Below are 21,881 nucleotides of genomic sequence, written 5' to 3' on the forward strand. Positions count from 1 at the left end.
CCCTGCCCATTCGGACAGAGGCTGTTGGACAGCGCTAGCACACACTGGACCCTTCTTAGCTAGATCGAGCCAAGCTCAATCAGATAAGTACGGAATCCAGAGGATTACTCGTTAATTTCAAATAATTCTTGCTCTTCTGCCGCTTCTTTTTGTTGATCTTCAGTCGTAGGTGCAGGAACTGCAGTAGTCAGGTTGCTGGCTTCACGAATTTTTTGTTCAATTACTTGAGCAATATCTGCATGCTCTTTCATGAACTGCTTCGCGTTCTCACGTCCTTGACCTAAACGCTCACCTTCGTAAGAATACCACGCACCACTTTTGTTAACGATGTCCAGCTCTGTACCAATGTCAATGATACTGCCTTCTCTCGAAATACCTTCACCGTACATAATGTCCACTTCCGCTTGTTTAAACGGTGGTGCCACTTTATTTTTCACAACTTTGATACGGGTACGGTTACCCGTGATGTCATTGCCTGACTTGATACTCTCAATACGACGTACATCCAGACGTACTGTAGAATAGAATTTCAGGGCACGACCACCAGGTGTTGTCTCCGGGTTACCAAACATAACACCGACTTTTTCACGAAGCTGGTTGATAAAGATTGCGATGGTTTTGGATTTGCTGATTGCACCAGACAGTTTACGCAGCGCCTGAGACATCAGACGTGCTTGCAAACCGACATGGGAATCCCCCATTTCGCCTTCAATTTCCGCTTTTGGTACCAATGCAGCAACTGAGTCAATAACGACAATATCGACAGCGCCACTACGTACAAGCGCTTCTGCGATTTCAAGCCCTTGCTCACCCGTATCTGGCTGGGACAGAAGCAACTCATCAATGTTAACACCCAGTTTGCTTGCGTATTGCGGGTCAAGAGCATGCTCTGCATCGATAAATGCAGCTTGTCCACCCACCCGTTGTACTTCAGCAATCGCATGCAACGCTACCGTTGTTTTACCGGAGGATTCTGGTCCATATATTTCAACAATACGGCCTTTAGGCAAGCCGCCTGTTCCTAATGCAATATCCAGAGCCAAGGAACCGCTGGGGATTATTTCCACTTGCATGTGAGTAGACTCACCCAGTTTCATGATGGATCCTTTACCAAATTGCTTCTCTATTTGACGGAGCGCCATATCAAGCGCGGCACGACGGTCTGACAATAAGCTCACACCCTTTACTGTTTATAATATAATGATACCTTGTTTTAACACGTTTGCCAAGCTTTTTTTCGAACATACATTCGTTTTTTTTGTGAAGGCCGAGGCGCCTCTTCCTCAAGGAAACTTTCCATTAAACAGAAAAAAGAACCGTAAACAAGGCTGTAAAGCCTGATTTTACGGTTCTTCTGTCTTCCTTTATTATACTTGCTTGCCTTGGTAAATGCAATCCGAGCTGTGAACTAGTCCATCTCCACAAGCTTGCGCCACAAACGATAAAGAATCGCTTTCGCTGAACGGATCCGAACCGTCTCCCGATTACCATTAATGCGCAGTTCATGAATTTCTGTCTCTTTACCACGCTCTGCCAGAGCGATGAAGACAAGTCCTGGCGGTTTGCGTTCGGAGTAACCCGGACCCGCAACACCTGTAACCGACAGACCGAAGTCCGCATCCCCAATCATGCGAATCTGCTCTGCGAGCACTTTAGCCACTTCCGGACTCACTGCGCCAGGTGCATCTTCACCTTCCAGATAGGAATGCGGCACATGGAGCAGCTTTTCCTTAATTTCATTGGAGTAACATACAATTCCGCCCTTAAGCATCGACGCACTGCCAGGAACTGATGTCAGACTCTGCATGACCAGCCCTCCTGTGCAGCTCTCAGCCGCGCTAAGGGTCAGACCCATATCAGACATCATAGTAACAATTGTGTACTCTATAGGCACATCCTCGTTCGCGTAGAGATGCTCTGGCAATCGTTCCCGAATCTGAACTTCCATTGCATCCAGCTTCAGCTTTGCCTCACTCTCACTTGGAGCCTTTGTAGATACACGTACCGTAACTTCTCCCTCACTTGCATAAGGAGCAATGGTAGGATCTGTCTGTGTATCAATCAGATCTAGGAGTCGGTCTTCCAATGCCGATTCGCCGATGCCTGCAAACTTCAGCATTTTTGAGTAGATCGGCATTTCTTCTGTCAGTACATGCTGGAACAGCCAAGGCTTAACTTCCTGTTCAAACATAGGAATCAGCTCTTTCGGCGGTCCAGGCATCACTACATAATGCTTACCATTGTCGGAAATCGCATTTCCTGCGGCAAGACCTGTTTCGTTCGCCAGCGGTGTTCCACCTTCGATAACGATCGCCTGACGACGATTGTTTTCGGTCATGTCCACATTGCGATCTCGGAAGAAGCTCTCAATTTTGTCCATAGCCAATCGATCTATATGCAGTTTGCGGTTCAAGACCGCCGCGATCGCATCCTTGGTCAAGTCATCTTGTGTAGGACCGATGCCCCCGGAAAATAAAATGACGTCTGCACGACCCTGAGCAATGCGAATGGCGTCACTAAGTCGATTTAGATTATCACCAACCACCGTTTGGAAATATACATCAATCCCGATCGCAGCCAATTCACGGGATAGATATCGGGCATTGGTGTTTACAATTTGTCCAAGCAACAATTCTGTGCCAACTGCAATGATTTCTGCCTTCATTCAGCATCCTCCTGTACATGTGGTGAGTGATCAAAGGGCAATAGGATGATTTCCTATTGCCCTTCGTACCAATGATTTCTTCATGCTTATCCATTTAACCTCAAACGTTAAGCTTTCGATAAATGAAGCAAATTTTTGTTTTTGATAAAGTAATCAATGCCTGACCAAATCGTAATAATCGCTGCAGCCCAAACAGCAATAACGTCCATGTGAATACCCGTGAATGAGAACGGGAAATTATTCAACAACAGCAGCACAATCGCTACAATTTGCACGACGGTCTTCAGTTTGCCCCAGGCACTTGCTGCAACAACCGAACCATCCAATAATGCAATCTGACGCAAGCCGGTAACAGCGAACTCACGACTAATAATGACCACAGCAATCCAGGAATCCAACTTACCCATTTCCACAAGTGAAATCAGCACCGCGGTAACCAACAATTTGTCAGCCAGCGGATCAAGCAATTTCCCCAGGTTGGTGACCATATTATTTTTCCGAGCCAGATAGCCGTCAATTCCATCCGTGCTTGCTGCAATGATAAAAATGACAGCAGCAATCAATTGATTATACGGAAGCGATAAGCTTCCCAATTGCAACGGTTCTGGATAGAACGGAAAATCTACGAGCAGGAACACCATCAAAAAAGGGATTAAGCAAATTCGTGCAAGCGTAATCCGGTTGGGTAAATTCACAAGACGCCCTCCCTCTTATCCTCCATTACTCCAAACATTCATCTTAATCCCGTATTCATCATCCGGAACATGAAATTTACAGTTTCACTGTCAATCAGCACTAAAAGTGCTCTCACTATGTAAAAACGCAAAAAATAAAGTCAACCGTTCAAACGCAAAACCGTTTTAAACGTTCCGGTGACTTCCAGAAGATGTACTGCTTTTCACAAAGTCAGCAAACGATGATGACTGGGCTTTGATGCTTATCTGCTAGCAATGCACACTTAGTATAATATACGCCAATTGCAGTGTCAAAAAACACGTCTAGCTACAAAAAGGAGATATTATTTGAAATTTGTATATTGCAGGTCCAGAGGCAGATTGGCACCGTTCAACAGCTGCATAACTGCTTGCAAATCATTCTTACTTTTACCTGTTACCCGGAGTTGATCTCCCTGAATCTGACTCTTCACTTTCATCTTGGAGTCACGAATCAAAATATTGATTTTTTTAGCGATATCCTGATCAATCCCCTGCTTGAAATTCAAACGCTGTCTGACTGTACCTGACGAAGCAGGCTCTACTTTTGCATAATCAATGTTTTTTAAAGGTAAACCCCGCTTAGCCATTTTGGATTGAAGTACATCGATGACAGCCTTGAGTTTGGTCTCATCATCAGATACGATCGTTAACGCATCCTTATCCAGTTTCAGACTGCTCTTGCTGCCCTTGAAGTCATAACGCGTGCCAATTTCCTTTTCCGTTTGTGTAACGGCATTTGTCAATTCCTGCAAGTCCATTTTGGACACGATATCAAATGAATTTTCTGAACTCAAACCAGTCACCCTTTCAGTTAATCATATGTTCTGTAACATTATAGAGGATACGCCAAGCAAAAGTCTAATTTTATGAGGTTTTTCAAAATAAAAAAGCATTTTTGGCTGCCACTTGAAATGGTTGCCAAAAATGCTCGCCGTACGGCGCCCTTCTAATAACGGCTGCGATTAGGCTGTCTGAACATGTCAAGCACACCCAGAAGCACATGTGCAAGTCCAAAGCCCAAAATTCCGTAACCCCAGGCAGTTGGAGTCAAGTAATAACCCAGGAGGCTGACAATGATCCCCAAACCTGTTACGATCCAGCTGACTGTCACAGCCATCCACCTCACTTCACCAAAAGTTAACTGCAAGTTAAGACATGGTTAGTGTCTCCTGTAGAAACTTTGGTTATTCGCCGCTAGTGTTGGTGCTTCCTTCGGTAGTGCTTCCTGTTTCATTCGACGTAGTGCTATCGTTACCTATTGAGGATGTATCCTCACCAAGCCTTAACCGAATGCGGTTCGTCGCTTTCCCGTCTGTCACAACCTGCCCTGCAACCTCAATTGTGGTCGCTGCAGCGTAACCGGACTTAATGTACATTCCTGCACTGTCCAATTCAAAAGTATAACTGTCTCCATCAGCGGTGTTGCCATACTCCAACTTCTCTCCACTAGAGTTCTCGCCCTTGTATACTTCCAGCCAGCTATGCCCCGTTGCTTTAATCGTAACCGTCACAGGCTGCCCTGCGCTGCCGTTCACTTTAAAGTTCGTGATATTGCCTGATTTTCCGTCTTCAGCCACAGTTACAGAAGCTGGGGGATTTTCTGTTGGGTTCTCTTCATTTTCGCCCGTCGTTTGGCCATCCGTTTGTCCGTCAGTCTGTCCCTCTGCCGTTCCGCCGCCGTTACCGCCAGCCTCGCCTTCATTCGTTTCTCCGCTACCTGATTCATTAGCTGGCGGATTAGAAGCTTGACCATTATCTGTAGGCTCATCCGGTTTATCTTGAGGCAGCTGCTGGCTGTCTGTGATCTTGGTCTGATCCAGCCCTTGTGTATCCGAATCATCCTTGTTCATCACTACATACACGTACAACAGCACAAGAATTAATACCGGAAAAGTCCACATCAGCGCAACAGACATCCAACGGTTACTGCGCTCTACCGGGCGGTTTGAACGCTTTTGAATAACCGGCTCCATGGTTGCTTCCGTTTCTTCTGCAGGTACATCTTTCTTATGTCCCTCCAGCAGCTCATCAGGATTTAGTCCCACCGTTTCCGCATAGGTTTTGATAAATGCACGCACATAGAAGCTGCCAGGCAGCACTTTGTAGTCTCCTGCCTCTATTGCCTCCAAATACCTCTTGCGAATTTTAGTCATTTCCTGTACATCGTCAAGACTCATCCCTTTTTGCAGCCGGGCCTCTCTTAACTGCTGACCCAGTTCAGACATGCCATCTCCTCCTTATGTTTATCTCTATGGTTGTTGCTTATCTATTTCATGATCCCGTACGGAGCGTTACAGTTCGTCGGTGTAGCTGGCCGTAAACGTATCATAAATAATTTCTTCATTCGGATTGTTGCGCAGTTCAATAATAATGTCAAAATCATTAAAATCATATTCCGACTCCTGCACAAAAATATCCGGATGTTCAATAACCTTGGTACTTGGCATCGTCATGATGTCCTGTAACAGATTATAATGGCGTTCGCTTGAACGAATCGTACTGACAATTCCGTCAATGATAAACACATTGTTTGGATTCAATTCGTCCTCGGACATCTGGCTTCTTATGGTTTGACGAAGAAGTGTGGAGGAAACAAACGTCCAGCGCTTCATTGCACATACGCTGCCTGCAATAATGGATTCCGTTTTGCCTACACGCGGCATTCCACGCAAACCAATGACTTGATTTCCTTCCCTCTTAAATACTTCACCCAAAAAGTCCACAAGTAACCCAAGTTCGTCCCGCGTAAAACGAAATGTCTTGCGATCATCCGAATCACGATCAATATAGCGACCATGCCGTACAGCCAAAATATCGACCAGTTTCGGTTGACGCAAAGCAGACACAGTTATGCTGTTCACTTTGCCAAGCATTTCACCCAGCAGACGAATCTTCTCGTCATCATCCGATTCCAGCAGCATCCCCCGGGTTTTGCCTTCAACACCGTTGATGGTCAATATATTTACTTCAAGCATCCCCAGCATAGAGGCGATATCCCCTAAAAGGCCAGGTCTGTTCTTATGTATTTTATACTCCATATACCATTGTTTAGATTCCATTTAAACACCCCGTAAAGCATTATTCCACATTATTCGACAGTAACAGAACGCGTCCATTGGACGACAATCTGAGATATCTTCTAAAAATGGGTCACGTTAATGATATATAAAATGAAAATGAATTACAAGAACAGGTCTGTAATCAATGTGTAATCATTAGAGAAAAGCCCCCTTGCGGGAGCTTTCCATCGTTAATCTTATGCGTTTTGTTTGGCCAATTTGACCATCAGGCACGCAATCGTACGACGTTCATCCTCGTCGCCGACTTCCCATAGTTCTTTCAATGCCCGGTTGGAAGGGTTCGCCGGATCTACTTTCTCATCCAGGAAGTCGCCGATTTCATACGCAAGTTTGTTGATGGTTTCTTCATTCATCCCCATCTTCTCTGCTTGCTGTACTCGGTCACCCAAAAACTTCTTCCAAGTGTCGAAACTCGTGAGCACCGTTTTTTCTGTTGACATGATAAATCCTCCTTAGCTGACGCATGAGATTTAAAATCAACAGTTGTAATATGTGCTTCCCGGACATTTTATATACGAGCTTTTTGGAATTAATCGAAGATCATCTTCGAATCATACATTTCCATCAGGATACTACCTCGAAGTGAAAACAAAATTAAATTCACACCCCATATATTACGTGAGCCAGCCACCATTTGGACTTATAATCTGCCCATTAATGTAGCCAGACTCGGGAAGGGCAAGGAAGTAGACCAGTGATGAGATTTCATCTGGTTGGGCAAGTCTTCCTGCCGGAATTTCCTCTTCCAGCATTTTTAGTTCATCCTGATCCAGATGGTTCAGCATGGATGTTTGAACCGCACCCGGAGCTACAGCATTCACCGTTACGCCAGATGGAGCCAATTCTTTGGCAAGAGCTTTGGTGAATGCATTTACACCGCCTTTGGTAGTAGAATACAACACCTCACAAGAGGCACCCGACAATCCCCAGATAGATGACACATTTATGATTCGACCGTATCTTTGGGAGATCATGTGAGGCATCATTTCCTGTGTACACAAGAACGTGCCTTTCAGGTTAATTGCCATCACTTCATCCCAGATTTCTTCCGTAACATCGGACAGCATTCCATAATGAGATATCCCTGCATTATTCACCAGAATATCCGGCATCAGCCCGTGTGATTCCAGCTTTTCGCGCATACGTTCAATTTGTTCCCGGCTGCGAAGATCGGCAGACACCGTCATGACTTTACCACTGCCCTGTTCCATGCACCTTCTCGCCGCTTCATTAGCTGCTTCATGCGATTTCATATAGTGAATCACTACATTCATGCCCACCTTGGCAAAACGCTCTGCGATAGCTGCTCCAATGCCTCCACTCGCGCCTGTTACAAGTACCGTCATTTCTCCAATTGGCTTCAATTGTCCTGTTCCCCTCTCCATATTAAGGACTCACGACAAGCGATATCGACAGTTGATCCCAACGAATATGCTCTTTCAATCTGCGGTTTACCTCTTCCAGTGTAAGCGATTCATACAACGGGAGCATGTTGAAAAAATCACCACCACGGAATTGCTGCCGCGTAAATTCATTTGCAATGTTTTCTGGTGAATTGAGCATGCGCAAATATCCACCTATTTTCTTTTTGCGTGCGCGCTCAAAGTCGGTTGCATCAAATCCTTTTTCCACAATAGCATCGACTTCTTCACGGATGCGGGCAAGCAGTTGATCCGGGTCTTTGGTGTCCCCGCCAATAGCCGAAAAAGCATATTGCGTCGAACTGTTATATTCATGCCCAAAGCTGTCCGAAATCAGGTCTTCATCATACAATTTTTGAAATAGCGGAGTACTGGAACCAAACAATAGATCCAACATTAGTTTGGTTGTCATATCCCGGCGCAGCAGGTCTTCTCCAGTGAGTCCCACATCGGTTTCCTTAAAACCAAACAAACATTTGGGCAGGGAAACGGCCAATTTGGATTCACGTCTGGCTTCTCCCACTTGCTTAGGTTCCGGTTCAAATATTCGCTCAATCTGCCCTTGAGGCTTGTAATTTTTCTTCGCCTGGTTCGAACGAACCATATCGATCACTTCCTGCGGGTCTACTCCACCCACGACAAACAGAAGCATATTGCTTGGATGATAAAAAGAGTTGTAGCACGTATACAACGTTTCTTTGGTTATGATGCCAATGGATTCAACGGTTCCCGCAATATCAATATGCACCGGATGTTTCTGATACATCGCCTCAATCAGGCCAAAATAAACGCGCCAATCCGGATTATCCGCATACATATTAATTTCCTGTGCGATGATCCCTTTTTCCTTTTCCACATTCTGATCGGTGAAGTAAGGATTTTGCACAAAATCAACTAATGTTTGTATATTTTCATTGACATGTTCCGTCGCCGAAAACAAATAAACCGTCTGGTCAAAACTGGTAAAGGCATTGGCAGAAGCACCATGAGAAGCAAATGTGGCAAAAATATCACCAGTTGGTTCTTCAAACATTTTGTGTTCCAGAAAATGAGCAATTCCGTCCGGAACCTTCACTTCCTCCTGCCCTTCAACCTTAAAATGATTGTCGACCGAACCGTATTTAGTAGCAAATGTGGCATATGTTTTCTGGAAACCCGGTTTAGGCAAAATATAAACATGCAGCCCGTTATCCATCACTTCGTAATACAGCGTTTCCTGCAAACGATCGTATGTTATGCTCTCCACCGACTATTCCCCCTTCTCATCACGCAAGAAATAAATCGTATCCAGACGGAATTTCTCTGCCGCCTCACGAACATTTTCTTTGCTGATCTGTTCTACCTGGGTCAGCAGTTCCTCGGCGGTCCGCTCTTTGCCGGATAACTGTCGATTGAAATCATAAGCAATCAGCTCAAATGCAGAATCCTGCATTTCCTTGAGCAGATTACGGATCATCGCCTTGGTCTGAGACATCTCCAGGTCAGTGATATTTCCATTCTTCATTTCATCCAGCTGCTGCTTGATAATCCTGACGGCTTTTTCATAATTGGGGATTTCTATCCCGGATTGAATCGTTGCAATACCCTTATGTCCGTCATAACGGGAAGAGGCATAGTACGCCAGGCTTTCTTTTTCACGAACATTAACGAACAGTTTGGAATGCGGATATCCTCCGAGAATGCCGTTATACATCAATGCTGCTGCATACTGCGGGTCACCATAAGTAATTGACGTGCGAAGTCCCATATTGAGCTTACCCTGATTCACATTAAGCCGTTCTACAACGGTTTCCACTTCTTTATCTCCACGAATAGCTTTCTGTGTGTGATAGTCGGAAGAGATCGTACGTTCAACATTGAAATAACGCTGCACCAGATTCTCTACCTCTTCCAGCGTGGTGTCTCCCACCACATACAAGTCCATACTGGCTTGCTGCAACCATTCCTGGTACGAGGCTGTCAATGTATCTGGATCAATGCCGGGCAAATCCTTGCGCTCACCAAGCGGGTGCAAACGATACGGCTCGTTTTTACACATCTCCTCAATACTACGTTCCGCAGCATAACGCATTTTGTCATTGACGATGGACTCCAGCATTTTGCGAACAGTCTCCCGCTCAGCTTGTACATATGAGGTCCGAAAATGTCCATCCTCCTGTGCAGGGCGTGTGAGCACCTCCCCGAGAAAAGCAAAAGAACGATCCAACAGCTGCTCGTCCCCGCCAACAAAGGAATCATTAATGGTATCCATACGGAACTGTACAATCTGGTAATCGCCACGTTTATAGACATCAAAGCCAAAACCCGCTCCATACAAATGTTCCAACTGTTCTCGAAATTGCGTTGTTTCCGGATAGGATTCGGTCCCGCGCCGAAGCACAAAAGGTGTTAAGGCTACTTTGGTTACCGTATCTTCCTGCAGGGGAACCCCTGCGTAAAGTGAGATTGCAAATGTCTTAAAACGTTTCGTAGGAAGAACATGTATGCGGAATTCTTTCCGGTTTCCTCGTTCAAATCCTGATGTATTCAAATGTCAAAACCCCTTTACGGCGTCATTTATCGTGCAATAAGTGAAGCTTAAACGTAACAACCATTTTAACCCATTCAAAAGGCAAGAAGCAACCGAAGTCACGCCTTCTGGTTGCTTCCAAGATCATCACATACAGAATATATGCTGCCCGATTGTTTTTACCTGAGGACGTGTCCAGATCCATTTGGATGTAGCTGTCTTCGGATTAAAATAATAGAGGCATCCACCGGATGGGTCCCAACCATTTATCGCCTGTTCAACTGCCTTTTTAGCTTGTGCATTCGGTTCCAGATAAATCTGGCCGTCTGCAACGGCGGTGAACGCACCTGGCTGGAAAATTACTCCAGATGGGGTGTTCGGGAAACTCGGCGATTTAACGCGATTTAGGATAACTGCGGCTACTGCCACTTGACCTTCAAACGGCTCTCCGCGAGATTCACCATATACAGCGTTAGCCATAATTTTGATTTCGTTCTCCGACAACCCCATGGAATTGGCTGAGCCCATATTGTCCTGCTCTTTATCCGCAGTATTGTTATTGTTGCCACTATCTCCTGAAGTTTGATCCTTGTGCAGCGGTGTTTCTGTTGGCGACCATTGTTTTGAAGCATTATACAGCTTCAGCTTCGTTTTGGCTCCGACCACACCGTCTACCTTCATGCCAAATTCAGATTGAAACCATTTGACCGATTTCAGTGTACTGCTGCCAAAATTGCTGTCAATTTTACCATTGTAAAATCCCAAATACTTCAGCCGGCCTTGAAGCTCGTATACATCCTGACCATAACTTCCATATTTCACAGCATTGGTGCTAAAGGTGGGTAAGGACTTTTCTTCGACCTGCGGGGAACTTGGGTTTGGACTATCGGTTGCTGTATTCCCAGGAAGCAAATAACGAATTCCCAATGCGGACATCAGCAAAATAGCAGTGAAAAGCCATATGTTCATTTTTCGCATCGACTGTGCTCTACCTTTCTCTTGTGGGATTAACAGAATCGCTAAGGTTATTATGACAACCATACTTCGTTCCTATGCACCAAATCCTCCGATCATTGGACATCATGGCAAATCTTCAGTCAAATGACATGCAAAAAACCCTCAACCAATAAGGTTGAGGGCTTTAATCATTTGCACGTGCCAGTGTATTACGAGCTAATTTTATTCTGTTGATACTGCTCCAGTGAGATGAGTACTTCCCGTGGTTTGCTACCCTCGTAAGGACCGATCACACCTCGGGCTTCCATGGAGTCAATCAAACGTGCTGCACGGGTATAACCAACTCGCATTCGGCGTTGAAGCAGAGAAACCGAGGCTTGCTTCGCCTCCAAAATAATCTGCACCGCCTGTTCATATAACTCATCCTGTACTTCATCTGCTGCCTGAACGGAATCATCCACCTCAGGCACAAGGGATTCGTCATACTGCGCTTCACCCTGACCACGCACGTAATTCACGATATTTTCAACTTCCTCATCACTCATGAAAGCACCTTGTACACGAACCGGCTTCGAAGCTCCCATAGGCATGAACAGCATATCTCCCCGACCCAATAGCTTCTCGGCCCCGCCCATATCCAGAATGGTTCGGGAATCCACTTGAGAGGATACACCGAAGGCAATCCGGGAAGGGATGTTGGCTTTGATTACACCAGTGATAACATCCACAGAAGGGCGCTGTGTGGCAATGATCAGATGGATACCGGCTGCACGCGCCATCTGAGCCAATCGGGCAATCGCATCTTCCACGTCACCCGCGGCAACCATCATGAGGTCAGCCAGCTCGTCCACGATAACAACAATATAAGGCAAAACCGCCGCTGGGTTGTCTTTCATCAGATTATTATAGCCTTCAACGTTACGTGTACCCGATTTGGAGAACAGCTCATACCTTTTCTCCATCTCAACAACGATCTTTTTGAGAGCAAGTGAAGCCCTCTTAGGATCAGTTACGACCGGTGCCATCAGATGCGGAATACCATTATATACGTTCAGCTCGACCATTTTGGGATCTACCATTAGAAACTTCACTTCATCCGGCTTCGCTTTGTACAGGATGCTGGTAATAATACCATTGATACATACTGATTTACCTGAACCTGTTGCACCAGCCACCAGCAAATGGGGCATACGAGCCAGATTACCGATAATCGTCTGCCCAGAGATATCCCGTCCAAATGCAATGGTCACTTTGGATTCGGCTTCCTGGAATGTAGCTGTCTCCATGACCTCCCGCATCGTTACAACCGATACCTCTCCATTCGGTACCTCAATACCGATAGCGGATTTGCCGGGAATTGGCGCTTCCATCCGGATATCCTTTGCCGCCAGGGCTAATGCAATATCATCTGTCAGACTTACAATTCTGCTCACCTTCACACCAATATCCGGTTGGATCTCATATCGTGTAACAGCAGGCCCTCTGACGACTTCAAGTACTTTGGCGCGAACACCGAAGCTTTCCAGCGTTGCTTCCAGCTTGCGTGCAGTCTGCATATAGTCCTTCTGGTCGCCGCCCTTACCTCCGTTGTTGGGCTTCGAAAGAAGCCTGAACGATGGAAGTTTATATGGCTTGGGAGGTGGTGGAGGCGGCTTAACAGGCTGCACTTCCTGCCCCTCCGTATCCGAAGCATCCAATCCTTGAGCCGCATTGCTCAACGTAGATGCAACGTCTGAACTACCCTCAACAGCATCCATCCCATCTGTTCCGGCATCTGCCGCTCCAGGCCACTCCATGTTATCCACAAGTTCATCTGAAATCTTGATTGGAAGCTCATCTGTCTGCATATTATCCGTTAGATCATCTGGGAAAGGATACGCATCATCCAGATCATCATCTTTACTCGCATCCTCGGATCTGACATGTTCAAAGAAGTCACGGATGATTGGAGCCGAATTAGGTCTTGATTGCACTGGAACTGCTGCGGAAGCCATTACATCGGATGCGATGATTGGCTCGTCATGCCATGAATCTGCTGGAGGTTCCTGCTCAGCTCGGTAGACAACATGTTCCGTGTCTAAAGAATTATCCTCGTCCAAACCACGCTCATTCTTCGTCCGATCAGAACCCCATTTTCCAAAGAGTTGGAAAAATATCGGGGCTTTTCGTTTCGGTAGCTGCTGATCCTGCAGATCATCGTCATCATCTTCCTCATCGTTCACTGGAACAGGAACCACTTTGCGGACATTCCCGTTTTTCTTGCCCGCAGAACTTGAAACGGCTCGTGCTGACGGTCTAGCCTCCAGCTTTTTGTACATCGCACTTCCTGCATCCCATATTTTGGTTCTGAAAATGCGAATCAAATCGACATAAGAAAGATTGGTAACCAGCATGAAGCTGATAATGAACATCACGATCATAATCAATCGTGCCCCCAAGCTGCCAAACAACCACAAGAACAAGGCAAATTGCGCCGCTCCAATATAACCGCCGCTAATGTCCTTATTGAGCATTGAATCCCGTTCGCCTGGCGCAGCAGGCGTGAGCAGCTCGGTTTGCATATCATTATGTATCTGTGTAAGTACAGCACCAGGCTCAAGGGCTCCAACCGGAATAAGCTTCTGGTGCATGGCAGAGACGGTACTCATCAGGGTTAAGGCAAACACCAGTAATACAAGCCCTGTCTTGCGCGTTGTCCAACCACTAGGCCATTTTCGATGAATCATCACCATTAAGCCATAATAAATCCCGATAAGCGGAATCGCAAAATAGAACTTGCCAAGCATTAATCCAAACATCTTGGAAAGCGAGCGTCCTACGGTTGCTTCACCCGACAAAGCAATGACGGCAAGGGTAATAAGCACAATGCCGTAAATTTCATATTTTAAAACGCCACTAAACGCTGCGGCCTTTTTTTTCCTCTTTTTTCTTCTGGCCAAAATCAGGTCACCCCCAGAAGAATATTATACCATACAAATATAATCCGTACATATGTTCTTTTTCTTCTCAATTTGTCTTATTTCGTCGCGTTATGTTGGTCCCGGGTTACCCGAAAGCGGAACGATCGATCCGGGCATATTGGCTGGATTCAGATAAGCTTCCAAGGGGCATTCAAGCAAACGTACAATGACAGCCTCTTGTTCATTAACAGGTCGGACCTGCATCAATAATCCGTTCACCTTAATCTCCCGGGTGTCTTCTCCCTCATTCCACATCCCTGACCACAGCAGTTCAGGCGGCATCACGGTGTAAAGTGTCATTGGGTGTAACCCCCTGCCTGCAGTGTCTGTCTTTTGTCTCCTATAAGCTGATTCAACTGGGCGATGGCCTGGCCTATCCCGCCTACGGCATCCATTAATCCGTATTTGACCGCATCTGCGCTACCCACAGCTGTTCCAATGTCGCGGTTGAGTTCACCGGTCTTAAACATCAATTCCTTGAACATTTCTTCCGAGATATTGGAGTGCGACGTAACAAATCTTACGACACGTTCCTGCATCTTCTCCATATATTCAAACGTCTGAGGCACGCCTATCACGAGTCCGTTCATACGGATCGGATGAATGGTCATGGTTGCACTACCCGCGATCAGGGAATAGGTTGAAGCAACCGCGATTGGAACCCCAATGCTGTGTCCTCCTCCAATGACGACGGTAACGGTAGGTTTGCTAAGTGAAGCAATCATTTCGGCAATAGCCAAACCCGCCTCCACATCTCCTCCTACCGTGTTTAAAATGATCAAAATGCCTTCAATTCGCTGGTTCTGTTCTGCTGCAACCAGCTGCGGAATGATGTGCTCATACTTTGTTGTTTTATTTTGCGGTGGTAAAATTAAATGCCCTTCCACCTGACCGATAATGGTCATGCAGAAAATGTTTGATTCAGCTGCAGGTGACTGCGTTTGTCCAAATTGCTGAATGGCCTCCGTTACCGGAGACATGGTCTTTTCCTCTTGTGCCGGCACTTCCGGTGCCTCGGTGCCCGGTTGTTCCGATTTGGGTGTTTGCTTGCTTTTCATGTATTCACTCATTCGATTAATCCCCTTCTCCAGAAACATGTAATGTATTTCCTTAGTATGGGGAATGTTCCAGCTGACTTATACCCCATTACCATCAATTTCTCCAGAATCTGGTGTTGGGCCAGAAAACAACAAAAAAAGCCCCTTCTCTACGAGGAACCGTCCAATATTACTCGTAGAGAAGGGGCGACTGTGTGCCTGAATTTATGTTTTTGTTTGATTTATTTTAAACTTCCATAATGATTGGCAAAATCATCGGTCTACGACGAGTTTGCTCATACAAGAAGCGTCCGAGAGCATCTTTAACATTCGTTTTGAGTGAAGCCCATTCGTTAACGTTCTCACTCATCAACTTCTGCAATGTGCTGCTGACGATGCGATTGGCTTCATCAAGCAGTCCTTCCGATTCGCGTACATAGACAAATCCACGAGAGATAATGTCCGGACCGGATACAATTTTGCCATCCTGTTTGCTCAGTGTTACCACGACAACCAGAATACCATCCTGTGACAGCAACTTACGGTCACGCAATACGATGTTACCTACATCGCCTACACCCAAACCGTCGATTAACACGTTACCTGCAGTAACTTTACCTGCCTTGCGTGCAGCTCCGTTTTGAATTTCTACCACTTCACCGATATCCGTAATAAAAATGTTGTCTGGATCAATACCTACAGACTCAGCCAGTACCGCGTGGCGGCGCTGCATACGGAATTCACCGTGAATCGGCAGGAAGTATTTCGGTTTCATCAGGTTAAGCATCAGCTTGAGCTCTTCCTGGCTACCGTGACCGGATACGTGAACGCCACTGTTTGCACCGCTGTAGTGCACATTGGCACCCAAACGGAACAGTTCGTCAATCGTACGGCCTACATATTTCTCATTACCCGGAACTGGTGTTGCCGCGATAATTACTGTATCCCCAGGCAGAATATCTACCTTACGATGAGTGGAACGAGCCATACGTGTCAATGCTGACATTGGCTCGCCTTGGCTACCTGTGCAGAGAATTACTACACGGTCAGCAGCCATTTTGCCTACTTCTTCCGGCTCAATGATCATGCCGTCTGGAATCTCAAGGTAACCCAGTTCAGAAGCAATACCCACCACATTTACCATACTGCGTCCAATAACTGCGACTTTACGTCCAGTTACTTCAGCTGCATTGATAACTTGTTGAATCCGGTGTACGTTGGAAGCAAACGTTGCTACAACAACACGTTGGCTTGCTTTACGGAAGATATCTTCCAGAACGATACCCACATTTTTCTCCGAAGGTGTAAATCCAGGTTTCTCTGCGTTAGTACTATCGGACAAGAGGGCAAGTACGCCATTCGTTCCGATTTGTGCCATACGCTGGAGATCTGCATATTGACCATTGACTGGAGTGTGGTCAAATTTGAAGTCACCTGTATGAACAACAGCGCCTTCCGGTGTTTCGACACATACGCCGACGGAGTCCGGAATACTATGGTTAGTAGCGAAGAACGTTGCTTTCAATACAGAGCCGAGTTGGATCTCGGAATCCGCATCAATCAGGATGCGTTTTGTTTCACCCAGCAAATTGGCTTCTTTCAGCTTGTTTTCCACAAGTCCGAGAGTAAGCTTTGTTCCGTAAACGGGAACATTCAAGTGTTTCAGAACATATGGCAGACCACCGATATGATCCTCATGTCCGTGAGTCAAAATAATACCTCTTACTTTGTCACGGTTTTCAGTCAGATAAGAAATGTCAGGAATGACAATGTCAATTCCAAGCATATCTTCTTCCGGGAATTTAAGACCAGCATCTACGACTACAATGTCGTTAGCGTATTGGATGACGTACATATTTTTACCAATCTCGCCTACGCCGCCCAAAGCAAAAATCATCAGTTTATCGTTGTTATTTTTCTTAGACAAATGAATCTAAACCTCCTATGGTAGTTGGACGTCGTACCTTATTATTTTATTGTAAGTTAAGAAAAGCAGTCCATCACACCCATGCCCGTAAATAGGGATGAATGCAAAAGAGCACCTTTATTCACGATATTTGGAAGAAGTTCTTCGAAGTTATTCCCCTTCACCAACAAGATGGATTTTGAAATGATCCTCCTTAGCCGTTCCTTCCTTTTTCACCACAAAGCTACACCGAGAAACGATGTCGCTTTCAATTTCAAAAAAATACCGCACCCAGTCACTTGACATCATTATACATGATTAAAAACAAAAAAAACAAGTCACTCTCTCGTGAACCTCTACGTTTGCCTCCAGTTGTGAAAAGAAACCTAACAATCATCGTCAAAAAAAAGAACCGCCTCCTCTTCAACGAGGAGCGGTTCTTCTGCAATTTCTATGGGTTTATAAAAAATTCACAAACCCGTTTAATAACGTATTATTGATAATTAAACAAGCCACGAATAAAACCTTGCTCATCCTCTGTTGCAGCTATAAGCGGTAGGCGTACAGATCCGACATTCAGACCGCGCAATGTGAGAGCGTATTTCACCGCTACAGGGTTCGGTAAAGGCTGCGGGCACTCGAACAGACCTTTAAACACCGGAAAGAGCTTCTGATGGATCTGAGCCGCCTGTACAGGTGCACCACCGAAGTAGGCATCAATCATTTCTTTCATCTCAGCGCCTACCACATGGCTGGCAACACTAACGATCCCGTAAGCACCTACAGCAATCGCTGGCAAACCAGAAGCATCGTCACCGGAATACACCCTGAAATGTCCCGGTGCACCAGCAGCAATCTGCGTGACTTGCTCCAAAGAAACACATTCCTTCGTAGCAACAATGTTAGGAATCTGTGCCAAACGAAGCGTTGTTGCAGCTGAAAGACTGGCTGCCGTACGTCCAGGAACGTTATACAACATAACTGGCAGTTTCGTCGCGTTCGCAATCGCTTCAAAGTGTCTAAACATTCCCTCTTGACTGGGTTTGTTGTAATAAGGAACAACCAGCAAAACGCCATCTACACCAGCACGTTCAGCGTCCTGAGTCAGATGGATGGAATGAGCGGTGTTATTGCTACCCGTTCCAGCAATGATTTTGCACCGTCCAGCCGCATGTTTTACTGCGAATTCGAATAGCTCTACTTTTTCTTTGTCGCTAAGCGTGGGAGATTCTCCAGTTGTTCCAGAAATAACGAGCGTCTCTGACTTTTGATCTTCAATCAAATAGTCTATCAGACGTGCAGTTTCCTCCCAATGGATCTCCCCTTGTTCGTTAAACGGAGTGACCATTGCTGTAATCAATCTTCCAAAGTCCAATTCGATTCCTCCTTCAAAACAGGCCCGGCTCCGCTGACTTCAAAGTACTACAAGTGAAGTTCGAATGAGGCATGAAGCGCCCTCAGAGCTTGAACCATATCTTCTTTTTTCACAAGTACCCAAATCGTTGTATTGGAATCTGCAGATTGCAGGATCTGAATATCCGCCAGTGTCAAGGATTCCACGATCCGTGCCATAATGCCTGGCACTCCGTTGATCCCTCCGCCGATGACGGAAACTTTGGCACAGCCGGAAAGACTTTGCGGTTTAAGACCAATCTCCTGCAATACCTGAATGGCTTTCTCGGAATCACTATCAAAAACGGTATAGACAACTCCCAGGGGGGTAACATTAATAAAATCGACGCTAATCGAATTTTCAGCCATCGTTTTGAACACTTTCAGCTGCAAGCGATCTGCACCGCCCGGCACTTCTACCGTTATTTGCGTAACATTACTTACATAGGCAATCCCTGTTACATATCGGTCGACAATGCCTGTCTGCACATCCTGGAATCCTTCTGGATGCGTAACCAGCGTCCCTTCACTATCTGCAAAGGTAGACCGGACACGCACTGGAATCTGGGATTGCATGGCAATCTCGACTGCACGCGGGTGAATTACCTTGGCTCCTTGATGGGCCATATTACATATCTCGGCATAACTTACAACAGTCAAAGGACGAGCGTCCTCCACGATACGTGGATCTGCTGTCAATATCCCATTTACATCCGTGTATATGTCAACCATCTCAGCGTGTAATGCTGCACCAAGTGCTGTAGCTGACGTATCGCTTCCTCCACGACCAAGCGTTGTAAAGTCCCCGTTCTCGGTCTGCCCCTGGAATCCTGTGACAATGACAACACGCCCACTCTGAAGCTGCTCCAGCACACGAACAGGACGGACATCCAAAATTCGGGCATTCCCGAAATTGTCGTCCGTCACAAAACCTGCTTGTGCACCGGTCAGCACTGTAGTTGGAATGCCTTCATGTTCAAGTAGACTGCTCAAAGTCGTCGCAGATATAATTTCACCACAGCACAGCAGTAAATCCTTTTCGCGTGCAGATAGTGCATTTCCGTTCTGTGCAGCCCAGTCCAGTAACGTATCCGTAGCATAAGGCTCGCCGCGGCGGCCCATCGCTGACACAACGATAACCAGACTCAATCCTGCTTCAAGTTCACGTTTAACATGACGGAGCACATGCTCTCTCGCCTGAACGGTAGAGAGAGACGTACCTCCGAATTTCTGTACCATGATGCGCATCTTTATTCCTCCATTTGTGTACGCAAGAAGACTGGACACAGGTCAAATCAACAAATGGATCACCCTAGGGAGCGTTCCGATGCGATAATTTCAGCTATTTATACGGCATTTCATGCCGCTCCTCATCAAAGATTGTTGGAAACAATCCCGGATGAAGGCCGCGGTTGTTATCGAGATCATGACGCACACGTTCCCCGTGCACTGATCCCGCTTGCCTGACTTCATCATTGCAAGCAGGAATTCCCTTTTAATGAAAGGAACGTGGACACAGGTAGCTGTTTATGCCAGCATAACGTCCCTCATGATTTTCTTTGTCTCTCGAACCATCTTCATTTCTTCAAGCGTATAACCGTTATCCCCGAAACTAAGTCTGTTCAGAACCCTGTCTGAATACAAACAGATGTTACGGCGGACCCAATAAATATCAAGCCTGTGCAGAACGCTGCACAATCATTGGCTGCAACTGTTTGCCTTCAAGCGCACTCCAGCATGCCTCCGGAATCAGCTCCATTTTGGCCACTAACGAATTCGGTTTTTTCACCGGATCATCCTGCCCAAATGGCACAAAATACACATATTTGGCCACAAGCAATTTGGCGATGTTCGCAGCATTCAACCCAAGACCGTCATTGGTGGAAATGGCGAGTACCAGCGGACGCTGATTTCGCATCTGAGCTTTGGCTGCCATTAAAACCGGACTGTCCGTCATCGCGTTAGCCAGCTTGCTCGTCGTATTCCCTGTGCATGGAGCAATGACGAGCACATCGAGCAGCTTGGAAGGGCCTAACGGCTCTGCCTCAACAATTGTAGAAATGATATCATTCCCCGTTATATCTTTCAACTGTTTTTGCCAATTTTGCGCGGTCCCAAAGCGTGTATCCGTAGTCAGAACCGAATTGGATATAATCGGGACAACATTGGCACCTTCGGCCACGAAGCGGCTAATCACCGGCATAACCTCTTCAAACGTACAATGAGAACCTGTAATTGCGTAACCTACCGTTTTTCCCTGCCAGTTCATTGTTCAACCTCCCGTGCGTTTTGTTCTTCCAAAAGCAAACGGATTAACACGTCGGCAATAATGCCGCCAGCCGTTTTGGGAGCAACAATGCCGGGGAGGCCAGGCGCAAGTAGCGCTTTGATACCGCGCTTTTCGGCATACCTGAAATCACAGCCGCCAGGAGCGGATGCGAGGTCGATAATGACTGCTTTTTGCGGCATTTTGGACAGGATTTGTGCTGTGATTATCATAGTCGGTATCGTATTAAAAAGCAAGTCAACTTCCCCGGTTTGAGCGACCAAATCCGTTGTCATGAAAGGCTTCCAGCCCATTATGGCTGCTCGAGCAGCATCCTCTTCTTGCCTGATTCCCACCCGTACATTTGCCCCAAGTCCCTGAAGCGTTTTGGCCATTGTGAAACCTGTTCGACCCAAGCCAAGCACAATACATTCCGAGCCGTGGATCGTGAAGTCCGTCTCCCGAATCGCCATGGCAATAGCGCCTTCGGCTGTCGGAATGGAGTTGTAGAGCGCGATATCATCACGATCGAGCACTTCAACAAGTCGCAGACCATTTTCCCGGCACAAATCACGTAAAAAAGGCTTCGCCATACCCGTGAACACAATACAATGCTCCGGCAATGCCGAAACATGTTCCTTTTTCAAAAAAAGCGGTGTATCACTGAACGAAGTGCTCACTTTCCCCTGATCATCACACCCGACCACAGGAAGCACCAGCACATCCGCCGAAGCAAGTACATCGTCCTCCAATTCCTGGTGTTCGATACCCGGAATGGAACGCTCCAGCTTGTCGAAGCCCACCACACTTACCGTAGCATCCAGCTCTGCGCATTTTTGAATGACTTCAAGCTGCCGCGCATCTCCGCCCAGGACTATAATCCGGACACCGGTCAGCATCGGGACGTCACTCCTTTCACCACATGTATGCCTTATCGTATGCAGTGGCCCACAGGGGGGTGAAACAATAAAA

Annotated in this window: 20 protein-coding genes; all 20 read right to left on the minus strand. The window is 46.4% G+C overall.

Features of this window, described 5'->3' with window-relative positions; all coding sequences use genetic code 11:
- Positions 1 to 104: 104 nt before the first annotated feature.
- Positions 105 to 1,169: a recombinase RecA gene (gene recA, locus HW560_RS26595; RefSeq protein ID WP_090896085.1), complete on the minus strand. Its 1,065-nt coding sequence runs from the start codon at positions 1,167 to 1,169 to the stop codon at positions 105 to 107.
- Positions 1,170 to 1,408: 239 nt separating this feature from the next.
- Positions 1,409 to 2,665 carry a competence/damage-inducible protein A gene (locus tag HW560_RS26600; protein ID WP_090896082.1) on the minus strand — a complete coding sequence of 419 codons (1,257 nt, stop codon included), beginning with the start codon at positions 2,663 to 2,665 and terminating at the stop codon, positions 1,409 to 1,411.
- 107 nt (positions 2,666 to 2,772) lie between these two features.
- Entirely contained in the window at positions 2,773 to 3,360 is a 588-nt protein-coding gene (gene pgsA, locus HW560_RS26605) for a CDP-diacylglycerol--glycerol-3-phosphate 3-phosphatidyltransferase (protein WP_063566359.1), read from the minus strand.
- Positions 3,361 to 3,683: 323 nt separating this feature from the next.
- Entirely contained in the window at positions 3,684 to 4,175 is a 492-nt protein-coding gene (locus HW560_RS26610) for a YajQ family cyclic di-GMP-binding protein (protein ID WP_017689115.1), read from the minus strand.
- A 152-nt stretch (positions 4,176 to 4,327) separates the two neighbouring features.
- Positions 4,328 to 4,498, minus strand: a complete 171-nt coding sequence (locus HW560_RS26615) for a hypothetical protein (RefSeq protein WP_157258470.1) — start codon at positions 4,496 to 4,498, stop codon at positions 4,328 to 4,330.
- 67 nt (positions 4,499 to 4,565) lie between these two features.
- Entirely contained in the window at positions 4,566 to 5,606 is a 1,041-nt protein-coding gene (locus HW560_RS26620; protein ID WP_179265151.1) for a helix-turn-helix domain-containing protein, read from the minus strand.
- A 66-nt stretch (positions 5,607 to 5,672) separates the two neighbouring features.
- Entirely contained in the window at positions 5,673 to 6,440 is a 768-nt protein-coding gene (locus tag HW560_RS26625) for a DUF3388 domain-containing protein (RefSeq protein WP_024630282.1), read from the minus strand.
- Between the two features lie 197 nt (positions 6,441 to 6,637).
- A complete protein-coding gene (locus tag HW560_RS26630; RefSeq protein ID WP_063566361.1) occupies positions 6,638 to 6,901 on the minus strand; it encodes a DUF3243 domain-containing protein in 264 nt (87 codons plus the stop codon).
- A 174-nt stretch (positions 6,902 to 7,075) separates the two neighbouring features.
- Positions 7,076 to 7,846 (minus strand): elongation factor P 5-aminopentanone reductase, encoded by a 771-nt coding sequence (ymfI, locus tag HW560_RS26635; RefSeq protein WP_076289541.1) that lies wholly within the window; start codon positions 7,844 to 7,846, stop codon positions 7,076 to 7,078.
- Position 7,847: 1 nt separating this feature from the next.
- Positions 7,848 to 9,128, minus strand: coding sequence for an EF-P 5-aminopentanol modification-associated protein YfmH (gene yfmH, locus HW560_RS26640; RefSeq protein WP_179265152.1), 1,281 nt, complete (start codon positions 9,126 to 9,128; stop codon positions 7,848 to 7,850).
- A gap of 3 nt (positions 9,129 to 9,131) precedes the next feature.
- Entirely contained in the window at positions 9,132 to 10,412 is a 1,281-nt protein-coding gene (gene yfmF, locus HW560_RS26645; RefSeq protein WP_090896065.1) for an EF-P 5-aminopentanol modification-associated protein YfmF, read from the minus strand.
- 126 nt (positions 10,413 to 10,538) lie between these two features.
- Complete coding sequence (gene sleB / locus HW560_RS26650) at positions 10,539 to 11,369, minus strand: spore cortex-lytic enzyme (RefSeq protein ID WP_090896062.1); 831 nt, start codon at positions 11,367 to 11,369, stop codon at positions 10,539 to 10,541.
- Positions 11,370 to 11,557: 188 nt separating this feature from the next.
- Positions 11,558 to 14,287 (minus strand): FtsK/SpoIIIE family DNA translocase, encoded by a 2,730-nt coding sequence (locus HW560_RS26655; protein ID WP_179265153.1) that lies wholly within the window; start codon positions 14,285 to 14,287, stop codon positions 11,558 to 11,560.
- A gap of 90 nt (positions 14,288 to 14,377) precedes the next feature.
- On the minus strand, positions 14,378 to 14,608 hold the full coding sequence (locus HW560_RS26660; protein ID WP_090896053.1) for a YlzJ-like family protein: 231 nt from the start codon (positions 14,606 to 14,608) through the stop codon (positions 14,378 to 14,380).
- Positions 14,605 to 15,378, minus strand: coding sequence for a ClpP family protease (locus HW560_RS26665; RefSeq protein WP_371129122.1), 774 nt, complete (start codon positions 15,376 to 15,378; stop codon positions 14,605 to 14,607). Before HW560_RS26665 ends, HW560_RS26660 begins: the two co-directional genes overlap by 4 nt.
- 214 nt (positions 15,379 to 15,592) lie before the next feature.
- Positions 15,593 to 17,272 carry a ribonuclease J gene (locus HW560_RS26670; protein WP_090896050.1) on the minus strand — a complete coding sequence of 560 codons (1,680 nt, stop codon included), beginning with the start codon at positions 17,270 to 17,272 and terminating at the stop codon, positions 15,593 to 15,595.
- Between the two features lie 472 nt (positions 17,273 to 17,744).
- Entirely contained in the window at positions 17,745 to 18,626 is an 882-nt protein-coding gene (gene dapA / locus HW560_RS26675) for a 4-hydroxy-tetrahydrodipicolinate synthase (RefSeq protein ID WP_179265154.1), read from the minus strand.
- A 47-nt stretch (positions 18,627 to 18,673) separates the two neighbouring features.
- On the minus strand, positions 18,674 to 19,891 hold the full coding sequence (gene dapG, locus HW560_RS26680) for an aspartate kinase (RefSeq protein ID WP_063566369.1): 1,218 nt from the start codon (positions 19,889 to 19,891) through the stop codon (positions 18,674 to 18,676).
- A gap of 424 nt (positions 19,892 to 20,315) precedes the next feature.
- Complete coding sequence (locus HW560_RS26685; protein ID WP_109999853.1) at positions 20,316 to 20,912, minus strand: dipicolinate synthase subunit B; 597 nt, start codon at positions 20,910 to 20,912, stop codon at positions 20,316 to 20,318.
- Positions 20,909 to 21,808: a dipicolinate synthase subunit DpsA gene (dpsA, locus tag HW560_RS26690; RefSeq protein WP_179265155.1), complete on the minus strand. Its 900-nt coding sequence runs from the start codon at positions 21,806 to 21,808 to the stop codon at positions 20,909 to 20,911. The genes HW560_RS26685 and dpsA overlap by 4 nt, the downstream gene beginning before the upstream one ends.
- Positions 21,809 to 21,881: the final 73 nt, after the last annotated feature.

It is taken from the genome of Paenibacillus sp. E222, assembly GCF_013401555.1.
GTDB lineage: Bacteria > Bacillota > Bacilli > Paenibacillales > Paenibacillaceae > Paenibacillus.